General features: G+C 77.6%; 12 protein-coding genes. 8 read left to right on the forward strand and 4 right to left on the reverse strand.

The annotated features are described in order from the left end of the window. Positions 1 to 19: 19 nt before the first annotated feature. Entirely contained in the window at positions 20 to 1,525 is a 1,506-nt protein-coding gene (locus tag IPO09_17305; protein ID MBK9519066.1) for an undecaprenyl/decaprenyl-phosphate alpha-N-acetylglucosaminyl 1-phosphate transferase, read from the reverse strand. Between the two features lie 138 nt (positions 1,526 to 1,663). Here IPO09_17305 and IPO09_17310 point away from each other — a divergent pair, with 138 nt between their 5' ends. The 7 genes from IPO09_17310 (at position 1,664) to IPO09_17340 (ending at position 9,760) form a co-directional block, all read left to right on the forward strand. Then, a complete protein-coding gene (locus IPO09_17310; GenBank protein MBK9519067.1) occupies positions 1,664 to 2,836 on the forward strand; it encodes a glycosyltransferase in 1,173 nt (390 codons plus the stop codon). A gap of 141 nt (positions 2,837 to 2,977) precedes the next feature. Continuing rightward, complete coding sequence (locus tag IPO09_17315; GenBank protein MBK9519068.1) at positions 2,978 to 4,234, forward strand: glycosyltransferase family 4 protein; 1,257 nt, start codon at positions 2,978 to 2,980, stop codon at positions 4,232 to 4,234. After that, positions 4,206 to 4,952 carry a WecB/TagA/CpsF family glycosyltransferase gene (locus IPO09_17320; protein MBK9519069.1) on the forward strand — a complete coding sequence of 249 codons (747 nt, stop codon included), beginning with the start codon at positions 4,206 to 4,208 and terminating at the stop codon, positions 4,950 to 4,952. The genes IPO09_17315 and IPO09_17320 overlap by 29 nt, the downstream gene beginning before the upstream one ends. Before the next feature lie 14 nt (positions 4,953 to 4,966). Beyond that, the gene (locus IPO09_17325) at positions 4,967 to 6,505 is read left to right on the forward strand and encodes an oligosaccharide flippase family protein (protein ID MBK9519070.1); all 1,539 of its coding nucleotides are present in this window, start codon (positions 4,967 to 4,969) and stop codon (positions 6,503 to 6,505) included. A gap of 62 nt (positions 6,506 to 6,567) precedes the next feature. Further along, positions 6,568 to 7,419: a glycosyltransferase family 2 protein gene (locus tag IPO09_17330; GenBank protein ID MBK9519071.1), complete on the forward strand. Its 852-nt coding sequence runs from the start codon at positions 6,568 to 6,570 to the stop codon at positions 7,417 to 7,419. 15 nt (positions 7,420 to 7,434) lie between these two features. After that, positions 7,435 to 8,532 carry a glycosyltransferase gene (locus tag IPO09_17335; GenBank protein ID MBK9519072.1) on the forward strand — a complete coding sequence of 366 codons (1,098 nt, stop codon included), beginning with the start codon at positions 7,435 to 7,437 and terminating at the stop codon, positions 8,530 to 8,532. 7 nt (positions 8,533 to 8,539) lie between these two features. Next, the gene (locus IPO09_17340; GenBank protein ID MBK9519073.1) at positions 8,540 to 9,760 is read left to right on the forward strand and encodes a glycosyltransferase family 4 protein; all 1,221 of its coding nucleotides are present in this window, start codon (positions 8,540 to 8,542) and stop codon (positions 9,758 to 9,760) included. Here the strand turns inward: IPO09_17340 and IPO09_17345 are convergent. From IPO09_17345 to IPO09_17355, 3 genes are read right to left on the reverse strand one after another with little or no spacing between them, the layout of a single operon-like run. Continuing rightward, positions 9,673 to 11,001 carry an O-antigen ligase family protein gene (locus IPO09_17345; protein MBK9519074.1) on the reverse strand — a complete coding sequence of 443 codons (1,329 nt, stop codon included), beginning with the start codon at positions 10,999 to 11,001 and terminating at the stop codon, positions 9,673 to 9,675. The two genes, IPO09_17340 and IPO09_17345, sit on opposite strands and share 88 nt — an antisense overlap. A 20-nt stretch (positions 11,002 to 11,021) precedes the next feature. Further along, positions 11,022 to 12,314 carry a lipopolysaccharide biosynthesis protein gene (locus IPO09_17350; protein ID MBK9519075.1) on the reverse strand — a complete coding sequence of 431 codons (1,293 nt, stop codon included), beginning with the start codon at positions 12,312 to 12,314 and terminating at the stop codon, positions 11,022 to 11,024. Beyond that, the gene (locus tag IPO09_17355) at positions 12,311 to 14,578 is read right to left on the reverse strand and encodes an SLBB domain-containing protein (GenBank protein ID MBK9519076.1); all 2,268 of its coding nucleotides are present in this window, start codon (positions 14,576 to 14,578) and stop codon (positions 12,311 to 12,313) included. The genes IPO09_17350 and IPO09_17355 overlap by 4 nt, the downstream gene beginning before the upstream one ends. A gap of 266 nt (positions 14,579 to 14,844) precedes the next feature. Between IPO09_17355 and IPO09_17360 the strand changes: the two genes are divergently transcribed. Beyond that, positions 14,845 to 16,008: an aspartate kinase gene (locus IPO09_17360; GenBank protein ID MBK9519077.1), complete on the forward strand. Its 1,164-nt coding sequence runs from the start codon at positions 14,845 to 14,847 to the stop codon at positions 16,006 to 16,008. The last annotated feature ends 441 nt before the right edge of the window (positions 16,009 to 16,449 follow it).

Here is a 16,449-nt window from a genome sequence, read left to right on the forward strand (position 1 = left end):
GGGGTACCTGCGCAGCCCGCTACGGCGTCGGGCCGCGCTCGACCCGCGCCGGCGCGCGGCTCGGCGAGCCCAGCCGGGGCGAGGCCACCCGCGCCCGGCGCTGCTGGCGCTGGATCCGGCCCAGGGCCTCGGCCACCGCGCCGCACAGGATCTCCACGGCGATCTCGGTGTCGCGGTCGAGCGCCGTTCGATCCGGCCAGCGCAGCTCGAGGCTGCCGCCGCAGCCGCCCGCCACCAGCGCGGAGCGCGCCCGCACGAGGTCGTCGCCCTCCTGGCCGGCCGTGAAGGTGGCCTCCGGCAGGCCGAGCCCCGGGGCCGCCAGCCGCAGCTCGACCCCGCCGGCGCCCAGCAACCCGGCCGCCTGGCGCACCGTGGGCCAGACCTCGCCCCAGTCGGCGGCGCGCCGCAGCCTGGCCCGCACCATCCGGAGCTGGGCACGCACCGCCAGGTTGCGCCGCCGGTCGGCCAGCAGGGACTTGAGCAGCGGCGCGCGCAGCAGCCCGAGCCGCCACGCCGCGGCCGGGCCAGCCACCGCCAGGGTGACCAGCACGGCCGCGTCGAGCGCGCCGCCGCCCAGCGCCAGCAGCAGCGCGGCGGCGGAGAGCAGCAGGGAGGCGCCGTGCAGCACCAGCACCGCGCCGCGGTGGCCGAGCCCGCCGGCCAGCAGCCGGTGGTGCAGGTGCCCCCGGTCGGCCCGGAAGAGCGGGGCGCCGCGCAGCGCCCGGCGCCCGATGGCCAGCGCGGTGTCGGCGATGGGGAGCCCCAGCACCAGCGCCGAGCCCAGCAGCCCCACCGCGGTGGAGGACGGGTGCTGCGTGCGCAGCGAGAGCGCCGCCAGCACGAAGCCCAGGAAGAGGCTGCCGGTGTCGCCCATGAAGATGGAGGCCGGGTGGTAGTTGGAGCGCAGGAACCCCAGCGCGGCGCCGGCCAGGGCCGCCGCCAGCAGCACCACCAGCAGGTTGCCGCCCAGGAACGCCAGCAGGCCGGTGGCGGCGGCGGCCACCAGGGCCACCCCGGCGGCCAGCCCGTCGAGCCCGTCCACCAGGTTGACCGCGTTGGTGACGCCCGCGATCCACAGGACGGTGACCGGCAGCGCCAGCCAGCCGAGGGCCAGGGGCGGGAGGAAGGGCAGCGCCACCTCGTCGATGCGGAAGCCGGCGGCGAAGAGCAGCCCGGCCAGCGCCAGCTCGACCAGCAGCTTGGTGCTGGCGGTGGCGCCGTGCAGGTCGTCGTGCAGGCCGAGGCCGGCGATGGCCAGGCCGCCGAGGAGCAGCGCCGCGGTGCGCGTCCCGTCGGCGGCGAGGAGCGTCCGGACCCCGGGGTCGGCCAGGGCCAGCACGCCCACCGCCAGGTAGAAGGAGGCCACCATGGCCACCCCGCCCAGCCTGGGGATGGGCCGGCCGTGGACCTTGCGGGAGCTCAGGGCCTGGTCGAGGACGCCGGTCCGGAGCGCCAGGCGGCGCGCCAGGGGGGTGAGCGCCAGGGAGGCGAGCAGCGCGAGCAGGAACATGGCGGCGGTGGGCATGTGGGCGACCTCGTCGATCCCGTGACCCCCGGGGGCGGCGCGGACGGACAGGTGACCTGCGCACCAGCATGGGGCGCGGCCGGCCCGCCCCGGAGGGGCCTGGCACGCGGCGCGCGCGGCGGGGGTCAGGCAGGGCAGATGCCGCAGCCACGGGTCCTCATCCTCCACCCAGCGCTCGCCCCGTACCGCGTGGACATGTTCAACGCGCTGGCGCGGCGGTGCGCCCTGCGGGTGGTCTTCCTGTCGGAGGCCGTGGCCAACCAGGCCTTCGACCAGGCGCGGCTGCGCGCCCAGCTGGTCGAGCCGCCTGGCTACCTGCTGCGGGGGCTCACCGTGGCCGGCCGCACCGTCCGGCTGGGGATCGGCGAGGAGCTCAGGCGCCACCGGCCGGACGTGGTGGTGACCAGCGAGTTCGGCCAGGCCACCCTGGGGGTGCTGGCCTCCCGCCGCCTCGCCGGCGGCGACTTCGGCCACGTGGTGGCCACCGAGGACAACCCGTCCTCGGTGCTGGCCGAGACCTGGCTGCACGGGCTGGGACGCCGGCTGCTGCAGCCGCACGTGGACTGCGTGCTCACCTACTCGGAGGAGGCGCGGGCCCTGTACCGAGGCCGGTTCCGGGCCAGCCAGCCGGTGGTGGCCTCGCCGCTGGTGCAGGACGAGCGGGTGCTGGGCGCCCGGCTCGACGAGGCGGCCGGGGTCGCGCGGGCCGAGGCGGCGGCGCGTGGGCTGGCCGGGAGGCGGGTGCTCCTCTACGTCGGCCGCCTGGCGCCGGAGAAGCGGGTGGACCGGCTCATCGACGCGGTCGGCCGGCTCGGGGCGGCCTGGCCGGACCTCCGGCTGGCGCTGGTGGGCGACGGCGAGGAGCGGGCGCGGCTCACGGCCCGGGCCGCCGCGGTGGCCGGGCCGGGCCGGGTGCTCTTCGTGGGTCGGCAGGAGGGGGCGGGGCTGGCGGCCTGGTACCGGCTGGGCAGCGTCTTCGCGCTGGCGTCGGACTACGAGCCCTTCGGGGCGGTGGTGAACGAGGCCCTGGTGGCCGGCCTGCCGGTGGTGTGCAGCGAGCGGGCCGGGGCCCGCGTGCTGGTGTCGCCCGGGCGCACCGGCGAGGTGGTGGACGCGGATCGCCCCGAGGCGCTCGACGCCGCGCTGGCCACCTGGCTGGGGCGGCAGCCGCCGCTCTCGGACGCCCAGCTGGCGGTGCGGCGCCCCTCCCTGATGGAGAGCACCTTCGAGGGGGCGGTGCAGGCCTGGCTCGAGGCGCTGGAGGCGGCCCGCTATCACCGCCACGCCCCGCGCCTCCGGGCCGCCGGGTAACGAGCGGCGCCCGGGTCCGGAGCGCCGCCCTCGGGGAAGCAGCCCCCGCCGCGGAGCGCCGCCCGTCCGCCCATCCGCCTGGCCGTGACGCCTCGTCTGGGTGCCCCTGGCCGTCGCGGCGCGGCTGGGTGTCATTCCCCCGTGAAGGTCCTCCTGGTCCACAACCGCTACGGCTCGGCCGCCCCCTCCGGCGAGAACGCCGTCTTCGACCTGGAGCGCGACCTGCTGCGCCGCACCGGCCACGAGGTCCAGACCTACCAGCGCCACAGCGACGACCTCCGGGCCCGCGGCTGGCTGGGCGCGCTCGTGGGCGCCGCCGCCACCCCCTGGAACCCGTTCACCGCCCGCGCCGTCCGGCGGGTCGTCGAGGCGTTCCAGCCCGACGTGGTGCACGCCCACAACACCTTCCCGCTGATCTCGCCGGCGCTCTTCCCGGCCGTGGGGCGCCGCGCCGCCACGGTCCTCACCCTGCACAACTACCGGCTCTTCTGCCCGGCCGCCATCCCGGTCCGCCACGGGCTGCCCTGCACCGAGTGCCTCGACCAGCGCTCGGTGCTGCCGGCGCTGCGCCACGGCTGCTACCGCGGCAGCCGCGCCGCCACCCTGCCGCTGGCGGCCGGCGTGGCGCTGGCCCGCGCGCTCGGGCTGTGGCGCCGCCACGTCGACGCCTTCATCGCGCTCACCGGGTTCCAGCGCGACCTCATGGTGGCCGCCGGCCTGCCGGCCGAGCGGGTCCACGTGAAGCCCAACTTCTACCCGGGCCGGCCCGAGGTGGTGCCCTGGGCGGCGCGGCGCCCCTGCGCCGTCTACGTGGGCCGGCTCTCCGAGGAGAAGGGCGTGCGCCACCTCCTCGAGGCCTGGGCCGCCTGGGGCACCCACCCCCCCGAGCTGCGGCTGGTGGGCGACGGCCCGCTGCGCGGCGCGCTGCAGGCGCAGGCGCGGGCCCTGGGGCTCGGCGGCGTGACCTTCCTGGGGCAGCTCCCGGCGCGTGAGGCGGAGGCCGAGATCGCCCGGGCCCGCCTGCTGGTGCTCCCGTCGATCTGCTTCGAGGGCTTCCCCATGGTGCTGCGCGAGGCCTTCGCCTTCGGCACCCCGGCCGCGGTCTCCGACCTGGGCCCGCTGCCCGGCCTGGTGGAGCACGGCCGGGCCGGCGTGGTCTTCCGCGCCGGCGACGCCGGCGCGCTGCTGCGCGAGGTGCGGGCCGCCTGGTCGGAGCCGCACGGGCTGGCCGACCGCGGCGCCGCCGCCAGGCAGGCCTTCGACGAGCGCTACGCCGAGCCGGAGAACGCGCGGGCGCTGCAGGCCATCTACCGGAGCGCCATCGATCACCAGGGAGCGAGGACGGGCCATGACGAGCGACTGCCAGTACATGCTGGGCTTCGGGATCTTCGCCGGTGACGCGCGCCGCTGCGTGGCCACCATCGCGGCCTGGATCGCCGCGGGCGACCGGCCCCGCTGGCTGGCCTGCCTGAACCCCCACTCCTACGTGGAGGCGCTGCGCCGGCCGGACTTCGCCCGGGCCCTGGAGTCGGCCGACTGGCTGGTGGCCGACGGCAGCGGCGTGACGCTGGCCTCGCGCATCCTGGGCGCCGGCATCGACCAGCGGGTCACCGGCAGCGACGTCTTCGAGGGGCTGAGCCGCCGGCTCGACGAGCAGGGCGGTGGGCGGGTCTTCTTCCTCGGGTCCACCCCCGAGACCCTGGCGGCGGTGGCCGAGCGCTACCGGCGCGACTACCCGCGGCTGCAGGTGGTGGGCACCTACGCCCCGCCCTTCCGGTCCGCCTTCGCCGAGGCCGACTACGACGCCATGGCGGCGGCCGTCAACGCGGCCCGGCCCGACGTGCTGTGGGTCGGCCTGGGCGCGCCCAAGCAGGAGCTCTCCATCATGCACCTGCGCCACCGGCTGCGGGTGCCCTTCGCGGCGGCCATCGGCGCGGTCTTCGACTTCTACTCCGGGCGCGTCGAGCGGGCCTCGCCGCTGGTGCGGCGGCTCGGGCTGGAGTGGCTGCCCCGCCTGCTGCAGGAGCCGCGGCGGCTCTGGCGTCGCATGTTCGTCTCCGCGCCGATCTTCCTCTGGCACGTGGCCCGGGCCCGCCTCGGCGGGGCCCGGGGCTGACGGTGGCCCCGCCCGTGCCCACCCCCGCCGCGCCCGACCTGCCGCCGCCCGCCGCGGCCACCCGGTCGCTGGGCGCCCGCGCCCTGGGCGGGCTGAAGTGGGGCGGCCTGGCCGCCCTCATGAGCGCGCTGCTGCAGCTCGGCTTCACCGCCGCCCTGGCGCGGCTGCTGGCGCCCGCCGACTTCGGGCTCATCGCCATGTGCCTGGTGGCGCTCAGGCTCTTCACCTACTTCTCGCAGCTGGGCATGGCCGCGGCGCTGGTGCAGCGCGAGCGGCTCGAGCCGGCCGACGTGCGCCTGGCGCTGGGGCTCACCTGGGTGGTCTGCAGCGCCGGGGCGCTCGGGGTGGCGCTCCTGGCGCCGGTGGCGGGCTGGTTCTTCCGCAGCCCGGCCCTGGTGCCGCTGCTGCGGGCGCTGGCGCCCACCCTGCTGGTGGCCGGGCTGGGCGGGGTGTCGCTGGCCATCCTGCGGCGCGAGCTGCGCTTCCGCGAGCAGGCCCTGCTGGAGACCGCCTCCTACGCCCTGGGCTACGGCGTGGTGGGCGTGGTGGCCGCCTGGTCCGGCGCCGGGGTCTGGAGCCTGGTGGCCACCAGCTGGGCGCAGGCGCTGCTGCTCATGGTGGGCGCCTGGGCCCTGACGCGCCACCCGCTGCGCCCCACCCTGCGGGGCGACCGGTCGGCGCTCCTCGGCTACGGCGCGCGCCACTCGCTGGTCGCCTTCGTGGAGTTCCTCGGCTCCAGCCTGGACGGCGCGGTGGTGGGCCGGCTGCTCGGCGAGGCCACGCTCGGCCTCTACGGTCGCGCCCTGCTGCTCACCAGCCAGCCGGTGGAGAAGGCCGCCGGGGTGGTGGCGCGGGTGCTCTTCCCGCTCCTCTCCACCGTGCAGTCCGACCGCCGCCGGGTGGGCGGCGCCTTCCTGCTGGGGGTGGCGCTGGTGGGCGGCCTGGGCGGCGCCCTCAGCCTGGGGGTCTCGGCCGCCGCCGGCGACGTGGTGCGGGCGGTGCTGGGGCCGGGGTGGGACGGGGCCACGCCGATGGTGCAGGTGCTGGCCCTGGCCGTGCCGCTGGCCTACATGTCCCAGATCGCCGGGGTGGTCTGCGACGCCCTGGCCCTGCTGCGCTTCAAGCTGCGGGTCCAGGGGCTCGGGCTGGTGGTCATCGCGGCGCTCATGGTGGTGCTCTCACCGGCCGGCGCCCGCGGCGTGGCCTGGGCGGTGGTGGCCGGCGAGGCCTTGCGGCTTTCGGTCTTCCTGGTCTTCCTCTCGCGTGAGCTCGGCTGCGCGCGCGCCGACGTGGCCCGGGTGCTGGCGGCGGTGGCGGCCTCCGGGCTGCTGGCCTACGGGGCCTGCGCCGCCGCCTCGGCGCTGGCGGCGCGCCTCGGCCTCGGGCCGCTCGCCACCCTGGGCCTCGACGGCCTGGCCGGGCTGCTGGCCCTCTCGCTGGGCGCCGCCATGGGGCTGCGCCTGGTCGAGGGGACAGCGCCGGCGCGGCTGGCCGACGCCTCGCTGCCGGGCTGGCACCGCCTGCGGCTGCGGCTGGTGGGGGTGCGGGCGTGACGCCGGTCCTGGGCCGGCTCGGGGAGGGGCGTGGGGTCGAGGCCGGGCCGGCCCGCCCGCGCCTGGTGGCGCTCCTCACCGTGCACGACCGCAAGGCGCTGACGCTGGCCTGCCTGGCGCGGCTGACCGACCAGGCGCAGGGCTGCGGCGCCGACGTCTCGGTGGTGCTGGTGGACGACGGCAGCACCGACGGCACCGGCGCCGCGGTGCGGGAGGCCTTCCCGGCGGTGCAGGTGGTGGCGGGCTCCGGGCAGCTCTACTGGAACGGCGGGATGCGCCTGGCCTTCCAGGTGGCCCGGGCGCAGGACCCCGACCTCTACCTGCTGCTCAACGACGACACCCACCTGGCGCCGGGCGCGCTGGCCCGGCTGCTGGCCACCCACCGGGCCCTGGCCGCCGCCCGGCCCCGCCCGTGCCTGGTGGTCGGCTCCACGCTCGACCCGGCCACCGGCCGCCAGAGCTACGGCGGCTGGCGCAAGGGGCCCAGGCTGGCCCCGGGCCGGATCTCGCTCCTGGAGCCCGGCGACGCGCCGCGCCCCTGCGACACCATGAACGCCAACTGCGTGCTGGTGCCGCGCGCCGTGGCGGCCCGGGTGGGCAACCTCGACGCCGCCTTCACCCACAGCATGGGCGACCTCGACTACGGCCTGCGGGCCGGGCGGGCCGGCTGCGAGCTGTGGGTGGCGCCCGGCTTCGTCGGCGAGTGCCAGGCCAACACCGGCCACGCCCAGTGGGCCCGGGCCGCCATGGGCGCTCGCGAGCGCTGGCGCCGGGTGGCCGGCCCCAAGGGGCTGCCGCCGGCCGAGTGGCTGGTCTTCACCTCCCGTCACGCCGGCCCGCTCTGGCCGGCCTGGTTCGCCTGGCCGTACCTCAAGACCGGCTGGCAGGCGCTGCGCAGCGCCCTGGCGCGGTAGGCTGCGGCGCTCCCCATGGCCGTCCACCTGGTCTACGCCACCGATCCCGGCAGCGCCCGCGACCTGGGCGCCCGCCTGCGGCGGCGCGCCGTGGGGGAGGCCCAGCGCCGCGGGCTCCCCGTGGGGCTGCTCGGCCGGCGCGACGCGGTGGACGTGGCCGGCTGGCCGGCGCGCGCCCCGGTGAGCATCACCGCCCGGCTCTACCAGGCGCTGCGCGAGCGCGGCCCCACCCACCTCTACGACTGGACCGAGCGGGTGCCGCTGCGGGCCGGCCCTGGCGACGTGCTGGTGGGGCACCCGTTCCCCGGCGACGACCGCCGGGTCTGGAACCGCGCCTGCCTGGAGGCCCGGGCCGGCGTGCGGGTGGCGCTCCTGCCGCTCAGCCACCGCATGGCCGAGGCCAACGCCTTCCTCGATCCCTTCGTGCCGCACCTCGACGCCATCCTCGGCATCATGGGGCCGTACTGGTGGGACACCTGGCGGCAGGGGCCGTTCGCCCACTGGGCCGACAAGCTCACCCCGGTGGACATGGCCATCGACGTGGCGCGCTTCCCGCGGGTCAAGACCGCCTTCAACCCGCCCGGGCGCCGCACCTTCGTCTACCTGGGCGGCGAGGGGGCGCAGAAGGGCACCCACCTGCTCTCCATCCTCTTCGGCCTGGCGAAGCGCCACCGCTGCGTCTGGATCGGCACCGGCCGTCCGGTCCCCAACGTGGAGCACCGCGGCTTCGCCGAGCTCACCCCGGACTACGTGCGGCGCCTGGCCGAGGAGGCGGACGTCTTCGTCACCATGGGGGTCTCCGACGCCAACCCGACCACCATCCTGGAGGCCATGGCCTGGGGCTTCCCGGTCTGCAGCACGCCGGAGTCGGGCTACCACCACATGCCCGAGCTGACGGCGCTCAGCACCACCGACATGCCCCACAACCTGGCGGTGCTCGACCGGCTCCAGGACGCGCCCGAGGCCGAGCTGCGGGCCCAGGCCGACGCGGCCCGCCGCACGGTCGAGCGGGACTTCGGCTGGGACCGCTTCCTCTCCACCGTGCTCGGCGGCATCGAGCGGGCGGCGCTGGCCCGGGGCGTGACGCCCTGGCCCGGCGCGGGCGCGCGCTGAGGACCCCGTGCACGTCGGCCTGAACGCCCTCGACCTCTCCCCCGGCCGCTCCGGCGGCATCGAGACCTACCTGCGCAACCTGCTGGCGGCGCTGCAGGCGCTGCCGGCCGGGGAGGACCGGTTCACCCTGCTGGCCCTGCCGCCGGTGGGCGCCACGCTGCCGCTCCACGGCCCCGCCTTCCGCCGCCGCGAGTTCGCCTGCGGGCGCCCCTCGCCCGGCTGGCTGCTGCGGCGCGGCCTCCTGCGGCTCACCGGGCGCGACCTGCTGGCCCCGGCCATCGACCGGCTGGGGCTCGACGTGGTGCACCACCCCTTCACCACCGTGAACACCCCCGGGCTCAGGGGCGCCTCGGTGCTGACCTTCCACGACATGCAGCACGAGTTCCTGCCCGGCAACTTCACGCCGGCCGAGCTGGCCCGGCGCCGCCTCCGCTACCCGGCCTCGGCGCGCTCGGCCACCCGGGTCATCGCCATCTCGGAGCACGTCAAGGGCACGCTGGTGGAGCGCTACGGCCTCGACCCGGCCCGGGTGGACGTGGTCCACAGCGGCTGCGGGCCGGAGTTCGCGCCCATCGCCGACCCGGCGCGGCTGGCGGCGGCGCGGCGCGACCTCGGCCTGCCGCGCCCGTTCCTCTACTACCCGGCGGCCAGCTGGCCCCACAAGGACCACCTCACCCTGCTGCGGGCGCTGCGCCTGCTGCTGGATCGCCGGGTCTTCGACGGCGACCTGGTGCTGACCGGCGTGGCGCGCGAGGCCAGCGGCCTGGTGGGCGCCGAGATCGCCCGGCTCGGCCTGCAGGACCGGGTGCGGCTGCTGGGTCACCTGCCGGCGGCCCGGCTGCCGGAGCTCTACGCGCTGGCCGAGGCGCTGGCCTTCCCGTCGCGCTTCGAGGGCTTCGGCTTCCCGCTGGTGGAGGCCTTCGCCTGCGGCTGCCCGGTGGTCTCCTCCGACGCCACCTCGCTGCCGGAGGTGGCCGGCGGGGCGGCGCTGCTGTTCGAGGCCGGCTCGGCGGAGGCGCTGGCGGCGCGGCTCACCGAGGTGCTGGGGGGCGGCGCGGTGCGGGCGGCGCTGCGGGCGGCCGGGCTGGCCCGGGCCGCCGACTTCTCGTGGGCCAGGGCGGCGCAGCAGACGGTGGAGAGCTACCGGCGCGCCGCGGCCAGCCTGGCGTCGTCGACCAGCGCCGCGAAGAGCAGCAAGTGGAGCAGCACGAAGGCGTCGAGCACGTAGTAGGCGCGCAGCGGCGTGTTGGTGAGGCAGAGCGAGAGCACCGCCCCGAGGAGCACCAGCGGCAGGGGGCTGCGCCGGGCCGCCCGGAGCGCGCCGGCCAGCGCCACCCCCAGGTAGCCGAGCAGCCCCAGCAGCCCCACCACCCCGGCGCTGGCCAGCGCGTGCAGCAGCTGGTTGTGGGCGTGGTCGAAGGGGCCGTAGGTGGCCCGGAAGCGCTCGCTCTCCCACAGCCCGAGGCCGTAGCCGAAGAGCGGGCTCTCCAGCCAGGTGCGCCAGCTGGTGGCCCAGATGTAGGTCCGGCCGGTCAGCGAGAGGAGCTGATCGCCGCCCTGCAGCGAGGCGACCTGCACGTGGCCGGACCCGGCGGCCAGCAGGCCGACCAGCGCGCCGCCGACGCCGCCGAGCAGGAGCACCCAGGTGGCCCGGGCGCTGGCGCCCCCGCCCAGGCCGAGCGCCGGCAGGAGGCGCCAGGTGCGGCGGGCCAGCAGCAGCGCCACCACCAGCAGGACGAAGAGCCAGGAGGTCTTGGCCTGGGTGAGGAGCAGCGCCAGGCCGGCCGCGCCGAGGTGCAGCAGGCGCCAGCGCGAGCGCGAGGGCGCGCACAGCTCGAGCGCCAGGAAGGCGGAGGAGAGGGCGCCCAGGCTGGTGGCGCCGCCGCCCACGCCGTAGAGCCGGACCGGCAGCCCGGGCAGGACGCCCTCCAGGTAGGGCGCCAGGGCCTGCGCCGGCGCGAGCACCGCCGCGGCCAGGCTGGCGTGGACGAAGGCCCCCAGGACGACCTTGGCCAGCCAGGTGAGCCTCGCCGGCGGGATCGGGCGGGCGAAGTAGGCGCCGGTGAAGACGATGGGGGGCAGCAGGAGCCGCGCGTCGAGCCCCGGCTCCCGGGCGGCCAGCCCCGGCAGGAGGAAGTTGGTGGCGACGAAGCCCAGGTAGGCGAGCCAGAGGGCCAGGCCGGCGCGCGGGAAGCCGTGGAGGACGGTGGCCCGGGCGGCCGCCACGCCGCTGGCCAGGAGCACCAGCGCGGTGGCGGCGCGCGACAGGTCGAAGGCCAGCTGGTCCGGGCTGGCGTTCCAGATGGGCGCGTCCTCGCCCAGCGAGAGGTCGCGGGGGACGAGGGCGCCGGTGAGCAGCGTGCCGGCCGTGATCAGGATGAGCAGGGCAGGCAGGAGGAGGGCCGGGGCTGGCCGCGCCGCGCCCACCGGGCCGGGCAGGTCGTCGGCGGCGAGCTCGAGCGAGGGCATGGCCGGGCGTCCGCGCCGGGCTAGCGCCGCCGCCAAGCGGCGCGCAGGGCCGCCAGCGTGGCCTGCCGGGCCGGGTCGCGCGCCACGGCCGCCAGGGCGTCCTCCGCGAAGGTGGCCAGCAGCGCCGCCAGCAGCCCCAGCGCCGCCGCGCCCAGCACCAGCTGGGTGCGCTTCGGCTTGCTGCGCTTCTCCGGGGGCCGGGCCGGATCCACCACCTGCACCAGCGGGGCCTCCTTGCTCTCGTCCACCCGGGCCAGCTCGTACTGCTTGGCCAGCAGCTCGAACATCACCTCCTGGTACTTCACCTCGCGCACCAGCCGCAGGTTGGACACGCCGGTGGCCAGGCGGCCGCCGGCGCCCGGCGCGCCCGGCGCAGGCTCGGCCGCCGCGCCGCCGCCGGTCTCCTGCCGGCCCAGCTCGGCCCTCATGCTGGCCAGCTCCTGCTCGCCGCGCCTGAGGTCGGGGTGCGCGGCGGTGGCGTAGGCGCGCATGGCGCCCAGCTGGATCTCCTTGGCGCTGATCTGGGCGCGCAGCCGGGCCACCGTCTCCACCGCGCCGCGCCCCTGCGCCTCCACGCTCACCAGGCCGCCGGCGTCGAGCCCCCGGCGCAGCGCCAGCTCGGCGTCGGCCAGCTGGTCCTTGGTCTTCTCGAGCTGGCGCTCGAAGAAGAGGCGGCGCTGGGCGGCCTCGCCCACGGCCAGGGTGCTGGTGAGCCGGTGGAGCTGCTCCACGTAGGCGTTGGCCAGGTCGGCCGCCAGGGCGGGCTCGGGGGCGTCCACCTCGATGACCAGGAGCCCGCTCTTCTCCAGCTCCAGGCGGGTGCGCGCCGCCAGCGCCCGGCGGGCGTCGACCCGGTAGGTCTCGCCGTAGGCCGCCTGCAGGCCGAAGCGCTCCACCAGGCCGTCGGCCACCGCCTCGCTGCGCAGGAAGCCGAGGTACAGGTCGCCCGAGCCCTTCAGGCCGAGGGCGCCGCCGGCCGCGCCGGCCAGGCCGCCCAGCTGGCTGAGCAGGGCCGCCGACCCGCCCTGCGCCTGCTGGGGCGGCAGCACCCGGGTCACGCCGGTGAAGGTCTTCGGCAGCACCAGGCTCAGGCCGGCCGCCAGCAGGGCGGCCACCAGCGGCCAGGCCACCAGGCGGCGCCGGCGCCGGCCCAGCACCACCAGCAGGGCCAGGGGATCCACCGCGTCGGCGGGCAGCGCCCGGTCGGGCGGTGGGGCCGGGCGATCCGGCGAGGGGCGCGCCGGCAGGGGGGCGGGCGCCGCGGTGGGCGGGGAGGCGGGCACGGGCTCGGGCCTGGCGCGGTCGGGGGTCATGGCCGGAGGATGGTGAGGGCCGCGACGCCCAGGCCGAACTGGTAGAAGATCTGCGACCAGTCCTTCAGCTCGCGCACCCAGGAGACGGGCGCGTAGTCCTCCGGCACCACCAGGGCGTCGCTGGGCATCAGCTCGGTGCCGCCGAAGCTCTGGTACCAGCGGGCCTGGCGGCGCGACACCACCGAGCCGTCGGCGCGCAGCACGTAGGTGCTGTCGGCGTCGGCGCTGCGGGTGGGGCCGCCGGCCTGCCCCAGGTAGTCGCGCAGCCGCTTGCCGGGCGAGTGCAGGAAGGTGGCCTGGTGGTAGACGGCCCCGTAGACGCCCACCGTGGAGCCGCGCTGCGGCACGTAGAGCCGGTCGCCGTCCTCCAGCGCCAGCGCCGGCAGGTCGCCCACCGCGCCGGCGCCGGGCGGCACCTCCAGCACCATCCGGCCGCTGGCCTTCAGGGTGCGCAGGCGGGCCAGGGTGGCGCGCTGCGTCTCCAGCTGGGCGCGGGTGGCGGCCGCCTCCTCGGCGGTGGCGGCGCGCGAGAGCCGCTCGGTGGCCGCGAACTCCAGCTCCTGCTCGGCCCGCGCCGCCACCTGCTCGAGGCGGGCCTGCTGCTCGCGGCGCACGCTCTCGCGGGTGAACTCGGCGCCGAACAGGTAGGCGCCGCGGGCCAGGCCGCCGGCCCGCTCCACCAGCTGCCGCACCGTCTCGCCGGGCCGCACCTGGTAGAAGCCGGGCGTGGCCACCTCGCCCTCGACGCGCACGAAGGCGGTGCGCCGCTCGGCCGGCGAGAGCACGTCCCGCTGCGAGAAGACGGTGACCACGTCGCCCGCCTCCAGCGCCAGGTCGTGGGCCGGATCGCGCTCCACCACCGCCTTGCGCAGGTTGAAGGGCAGCAGCACCGGCTCGAGGCGGGCGCGGTCCAGCCGCTCCACCACCGCGTAGTCCCAGTTGACCTCCTCCACCAGGTTCTCGACCTCGGTCTTGAGCGGGGCCGACCCGGCCTCGGTGGCGCGCGCCGACGCCTCCGCCCGCTGGCCCTCGCGCTGGCGCGGGGCGGCGTTGCCGCGGGCCGCCACCCGCTCCCAGTAGCGCTCCGGCACCAGCACCCCGCGGTCGGGGATCAGGCCGGAGACGGTCAGGCCGGGCCGCCACTCGGTGCGGATGGGGAAGGCCACGTTGCCGCGCAGGGTGACGGCGTTGGCGAACTTCTGCGACAGGCCGCGCAGCCGCACCACGTCGCCGTCGCGCAGCGCGGTGGCCAGCGAGGCCGGGCCCCAGGGCAGCTCCACCACCACCCGGCCCCGCTCCTGGTCGAGCCGCTCCAGCTGCACCGAGTGGGCGTCGGCGGTGGTGGTCAGGCCGCCGGCGAAGGCCACCAGGTCGGCCAGCGTGGTGCCGGGCCCGCGCAGCTCGAAGATGGCCGGCGTCTTGACCCGCCCGGCGATGGCCACCTGCGGCCCCACCGGCGGGATGAAGATCACGTCGCCCGCCTGCAGCCGCAGGTCCTTCGACTTGTCGCCCTGCAGCACCAGGTCGTAGAGGTCGAACTCGCCCACCAGCCGGTCGCCGCGCCGCAGCTCGAGGCGCCTGAGCGAGCCGGTGGGGGCCGGCCCGCCGGAGGCGAAGAGCGCGTTCATGAGGGTGCTGAGCGAGCCCACGGTGTAGAGCCCGGGCTTGCGGGCGTGCCCCACCACGAAGACCTGGATGGAGCGGAGCCGCCCCAGCGAGGCCGACAGCTCGAAGCCCTTGAAGTACCGGCCCACCGCGGCGCGCAGCCGCGCCTCCAGCAGGCGGAAGGGCACGCCGGCCACCGCGACCTGGCCGACCCGCGGCAGGTGGATGGTCCCCTCGCGCGACACGGTGGCGCGGACGTCGATCTCCACCTGGCCCCAGCCGCGGACCAGCACCTCGTCGCCGGCGCCGAGCACGTAGTCGGGCGAGGCCGGCAGGTCGTCCACCGGGGCGAAGGTGCTGGGCGGGGCGGCGAAGAGCTCCTGGCCGAAGATGGGCAGCAGCCCGCCCACCGAGGTGCCGGCGTAGGCCTGGAAGTCGGTGGTGGGGGCCGGGGCCTGGGCCGGCGGCGGGGCCGGGCGGGGCGGCTCGGGCGCGCGGGGCGGCTCGGCGGCGCGCAGCACCTCCACGCCGCGGGCGCCGGGCGGCGGCGCGGCCGCGGGGAGGCCGGCGGCCTCCTGGGCCAGGGCGGGAGGCGCGAGGAGCAGCGCCGCCAGGAGGGCGGACGAGGCCAGGGCGTACGGACGGCGGGGCGTGCACATGTGGGCGGTCTTCCCGGGAGGCGTCGGCTCGGGACTTCGTCGCGAGGTGAGCCTTGCTCCCGCCTGTAGGACCCCAGCGGGCCCCGCCGTGAGCCACCCCAGCTTGGGTACGGCCGGCCGGGGCGGGGGAGGGGCCCCGAGCGGGTGGTGTGGCCGGGAGGACCGGGCACCCTGCCCGGCGCCCCCTCGGGACGCCCCCGGCGCCCCCGCCGGCTTGACGCCCGGCCGACCGACCGGCACGGTCCCGCGCCGTGGGAGGTGGCGCCATGGCGGTGGTGGTCCAGAAGTTCGGCGGCTCGTCGGTGTCCGACGTGGAGAAGCTCCGGCGCGTGGCGCAGAAGGTGGCGGCGCGGCGCCGCGGCGGCGACGCCGTGTGCGTGGTGGTCTCGGCCATGGGCGACACCACCGACGACCTGCTGCGCCTGGCCAAGCAGGTCTCGCCGGATCCGCCGCGGCGCGAGCTCGACATGCTGCTCACCGCCGGGGAGCGCATCTCCATGGCCCTGCTCTCCATGGCGCTGCAGGAGCAGGGCGTGGAGGCCATCAGCTTCACCGGCAGCCAGGCCGGCATCCTCACCAGCGAGGCCCACGCCACCGCCCGCATCCTGGAGGTGCGCCCGGTGCGGGTCCGCGAGGAGCTCACCCGGGGCAAGGTGGTCATCGTGGCCGGCTTCCAGGGCGTCTCCCCCCGCAAGGAGATCACCACCCTGGGACGGGGCGGCTCCGACACCACCGCGGTGGCGCTGGCGGCGGCCCTGGGGGCGGCCTGCGAGATCTACAGCGACGTGGCCGGCGTCTTCACCGCCGACCCGCGGGTGGTGCCGGCGGCGCGCCGCCAGGCCGAGCTCTCCTACGAGGAGATGCAGGCCCTGGCCCGGGCCGGGGCCAAGGTGCTGAACGCCCAGGCCGTCGAGTTCGCCCGCGCCACCGGCATCACCATCCACGCCCGCTCCACCTTCGGCGGCGAGGAGGAGACGCTGGTGCGCCAGGGCAGCGGGGCGGCGCGCATCGCCGGCGTGGCGGTGGAGCGCGAGCTGGCGCTGGTGTCGGTGTCGCCCGGCGACGCGGCCCGGGCGGAGGAGCTGCTGCGGGCGGCGCACGCCGAGCCGGTCGAGGTGGAGGGGGCGCCGGGCCGCGTCACCCTGGCCACGCCGCTCGAGAACGTGCACGGCGCCGGGCCGCTGGTGGAGGCCCTGCGGGGGGCGCTGCCGGACGCGGTGGTGGAGGCCGAGGGGATCGGCGCGGTCACCGTGGTGGGCACCGGCGTCTCCGCCACGGGCGCGGTGCGGGAGGCGCTGGCCGCGGCGCTGGCCTCGCTCGGCGGCGCGCCGCGCGCCTTCGAGGCCGGGCCGCTCGAGGTGACCGTCTACACCGAGGCGCGGCTGCTGCCCGACCTGGCCCGCGAGGTCCACCGTCGGCTGCTGGGGTGAGGCGGCCAGGGTCGCGGTGAGGGTCGCGGTGAGGGTCGGGGTGAGGGTCGGGGTGAGGGTCGCGGTGAGGGTCGGGGTGAGGGTCGCGGTGAGGGTCGCGGTGAGGGTCGCGGTGAGGGTCGGGGTCGCGGCCTGGTCTGCTCACCCTCTCCCCCACTCCGTGGGGGAGAGGGCCGGGGTGAGGGGGCCGCCTGGGTCGCGGTCCGGGTCGCGGTCGGCGTTCACCTCCAGTGACGGGCTCTCCCCCGCAGCGGGGTGGGCTCGAGCGCGCAGGGTCGGGGCGTGCGGGTGGTTTCCACCACGGGGGTGTGGGCGTACGTCCCCATGGCGCAGGACGCACCTCCTGCAGACCCCCGATATCGCTGGGGTCGGCCCGGCCGCCGCCGCGGTACGCGGCTTGCTGAGGTGGCGAGGTGGAGCCACACGGCGGACGTCGCCGCA

Source organism: Anaeromyxobacter sp., assembly GCA_016718565.1.
Classification (GTDB): Bacteria; Myxococcota; Myxococcia; order Myxococcales; family Anaeromyxobacteraceae; genus JADKCZ01.

Coding starts and splice junctions, on each gene's coding strand:
- IPO09_17310 (MBK9519067.1), top strand. CDS start 1,664: ATGCCGCAGCCACGGGTCCTCATCCTCCACCCAGCGCTCGCCCCGTAC.
- IPO09_17320 (MBK9519069.1), top strand. CDS start 4,206: ATGCTGGGCTTCGGGATCTTCGCCGGTGACGCGCGCCGCTGCGTGGCC.
- IPO09_17305 (MBK9519066.1), bottom strand. CDS start 1,525: ATGCCCACCGCCGCCATGTTCCTGCTCGCGCTGCTCGCCTCCCTGGCG.
- IPO09_17345 (MBK9519074.1), bottom strand. CDS start 11,001: ATGCCCTCGCTCGAGCTCGCCGCCGACGACCTGCCCGGCCCGGTGGGC.
- IPO09_17335 (MBK9519072.1), top strand. CDS start 7,435: ATGGCCGTCCACCTGGTCTACGCCACCGATCCCGGCAGCGCCCGCGAC.
- IPO09_17360 (MBK9519077.1), top strand. CDS start 14,845: ATGGCGGTGGTGGTCCAGAAGTTCGGCGGCTCGTCGGTGTCCGACGTG.
- IPO09_17355 (MBK9519076.1), bottom strand. CDS start 14,578: ATGTGCACGCCCCGCCGTCCGTACGCCCTGGCCTCGTCCGCCCTCCTG.
- IPO09_17350 (MBK9519075.1), bottom strand. CDS start 12,314: ATGACCCCCGACCGCGCCAGGCCCGAGCCCGTGCCCGCCTCCCCGCCC.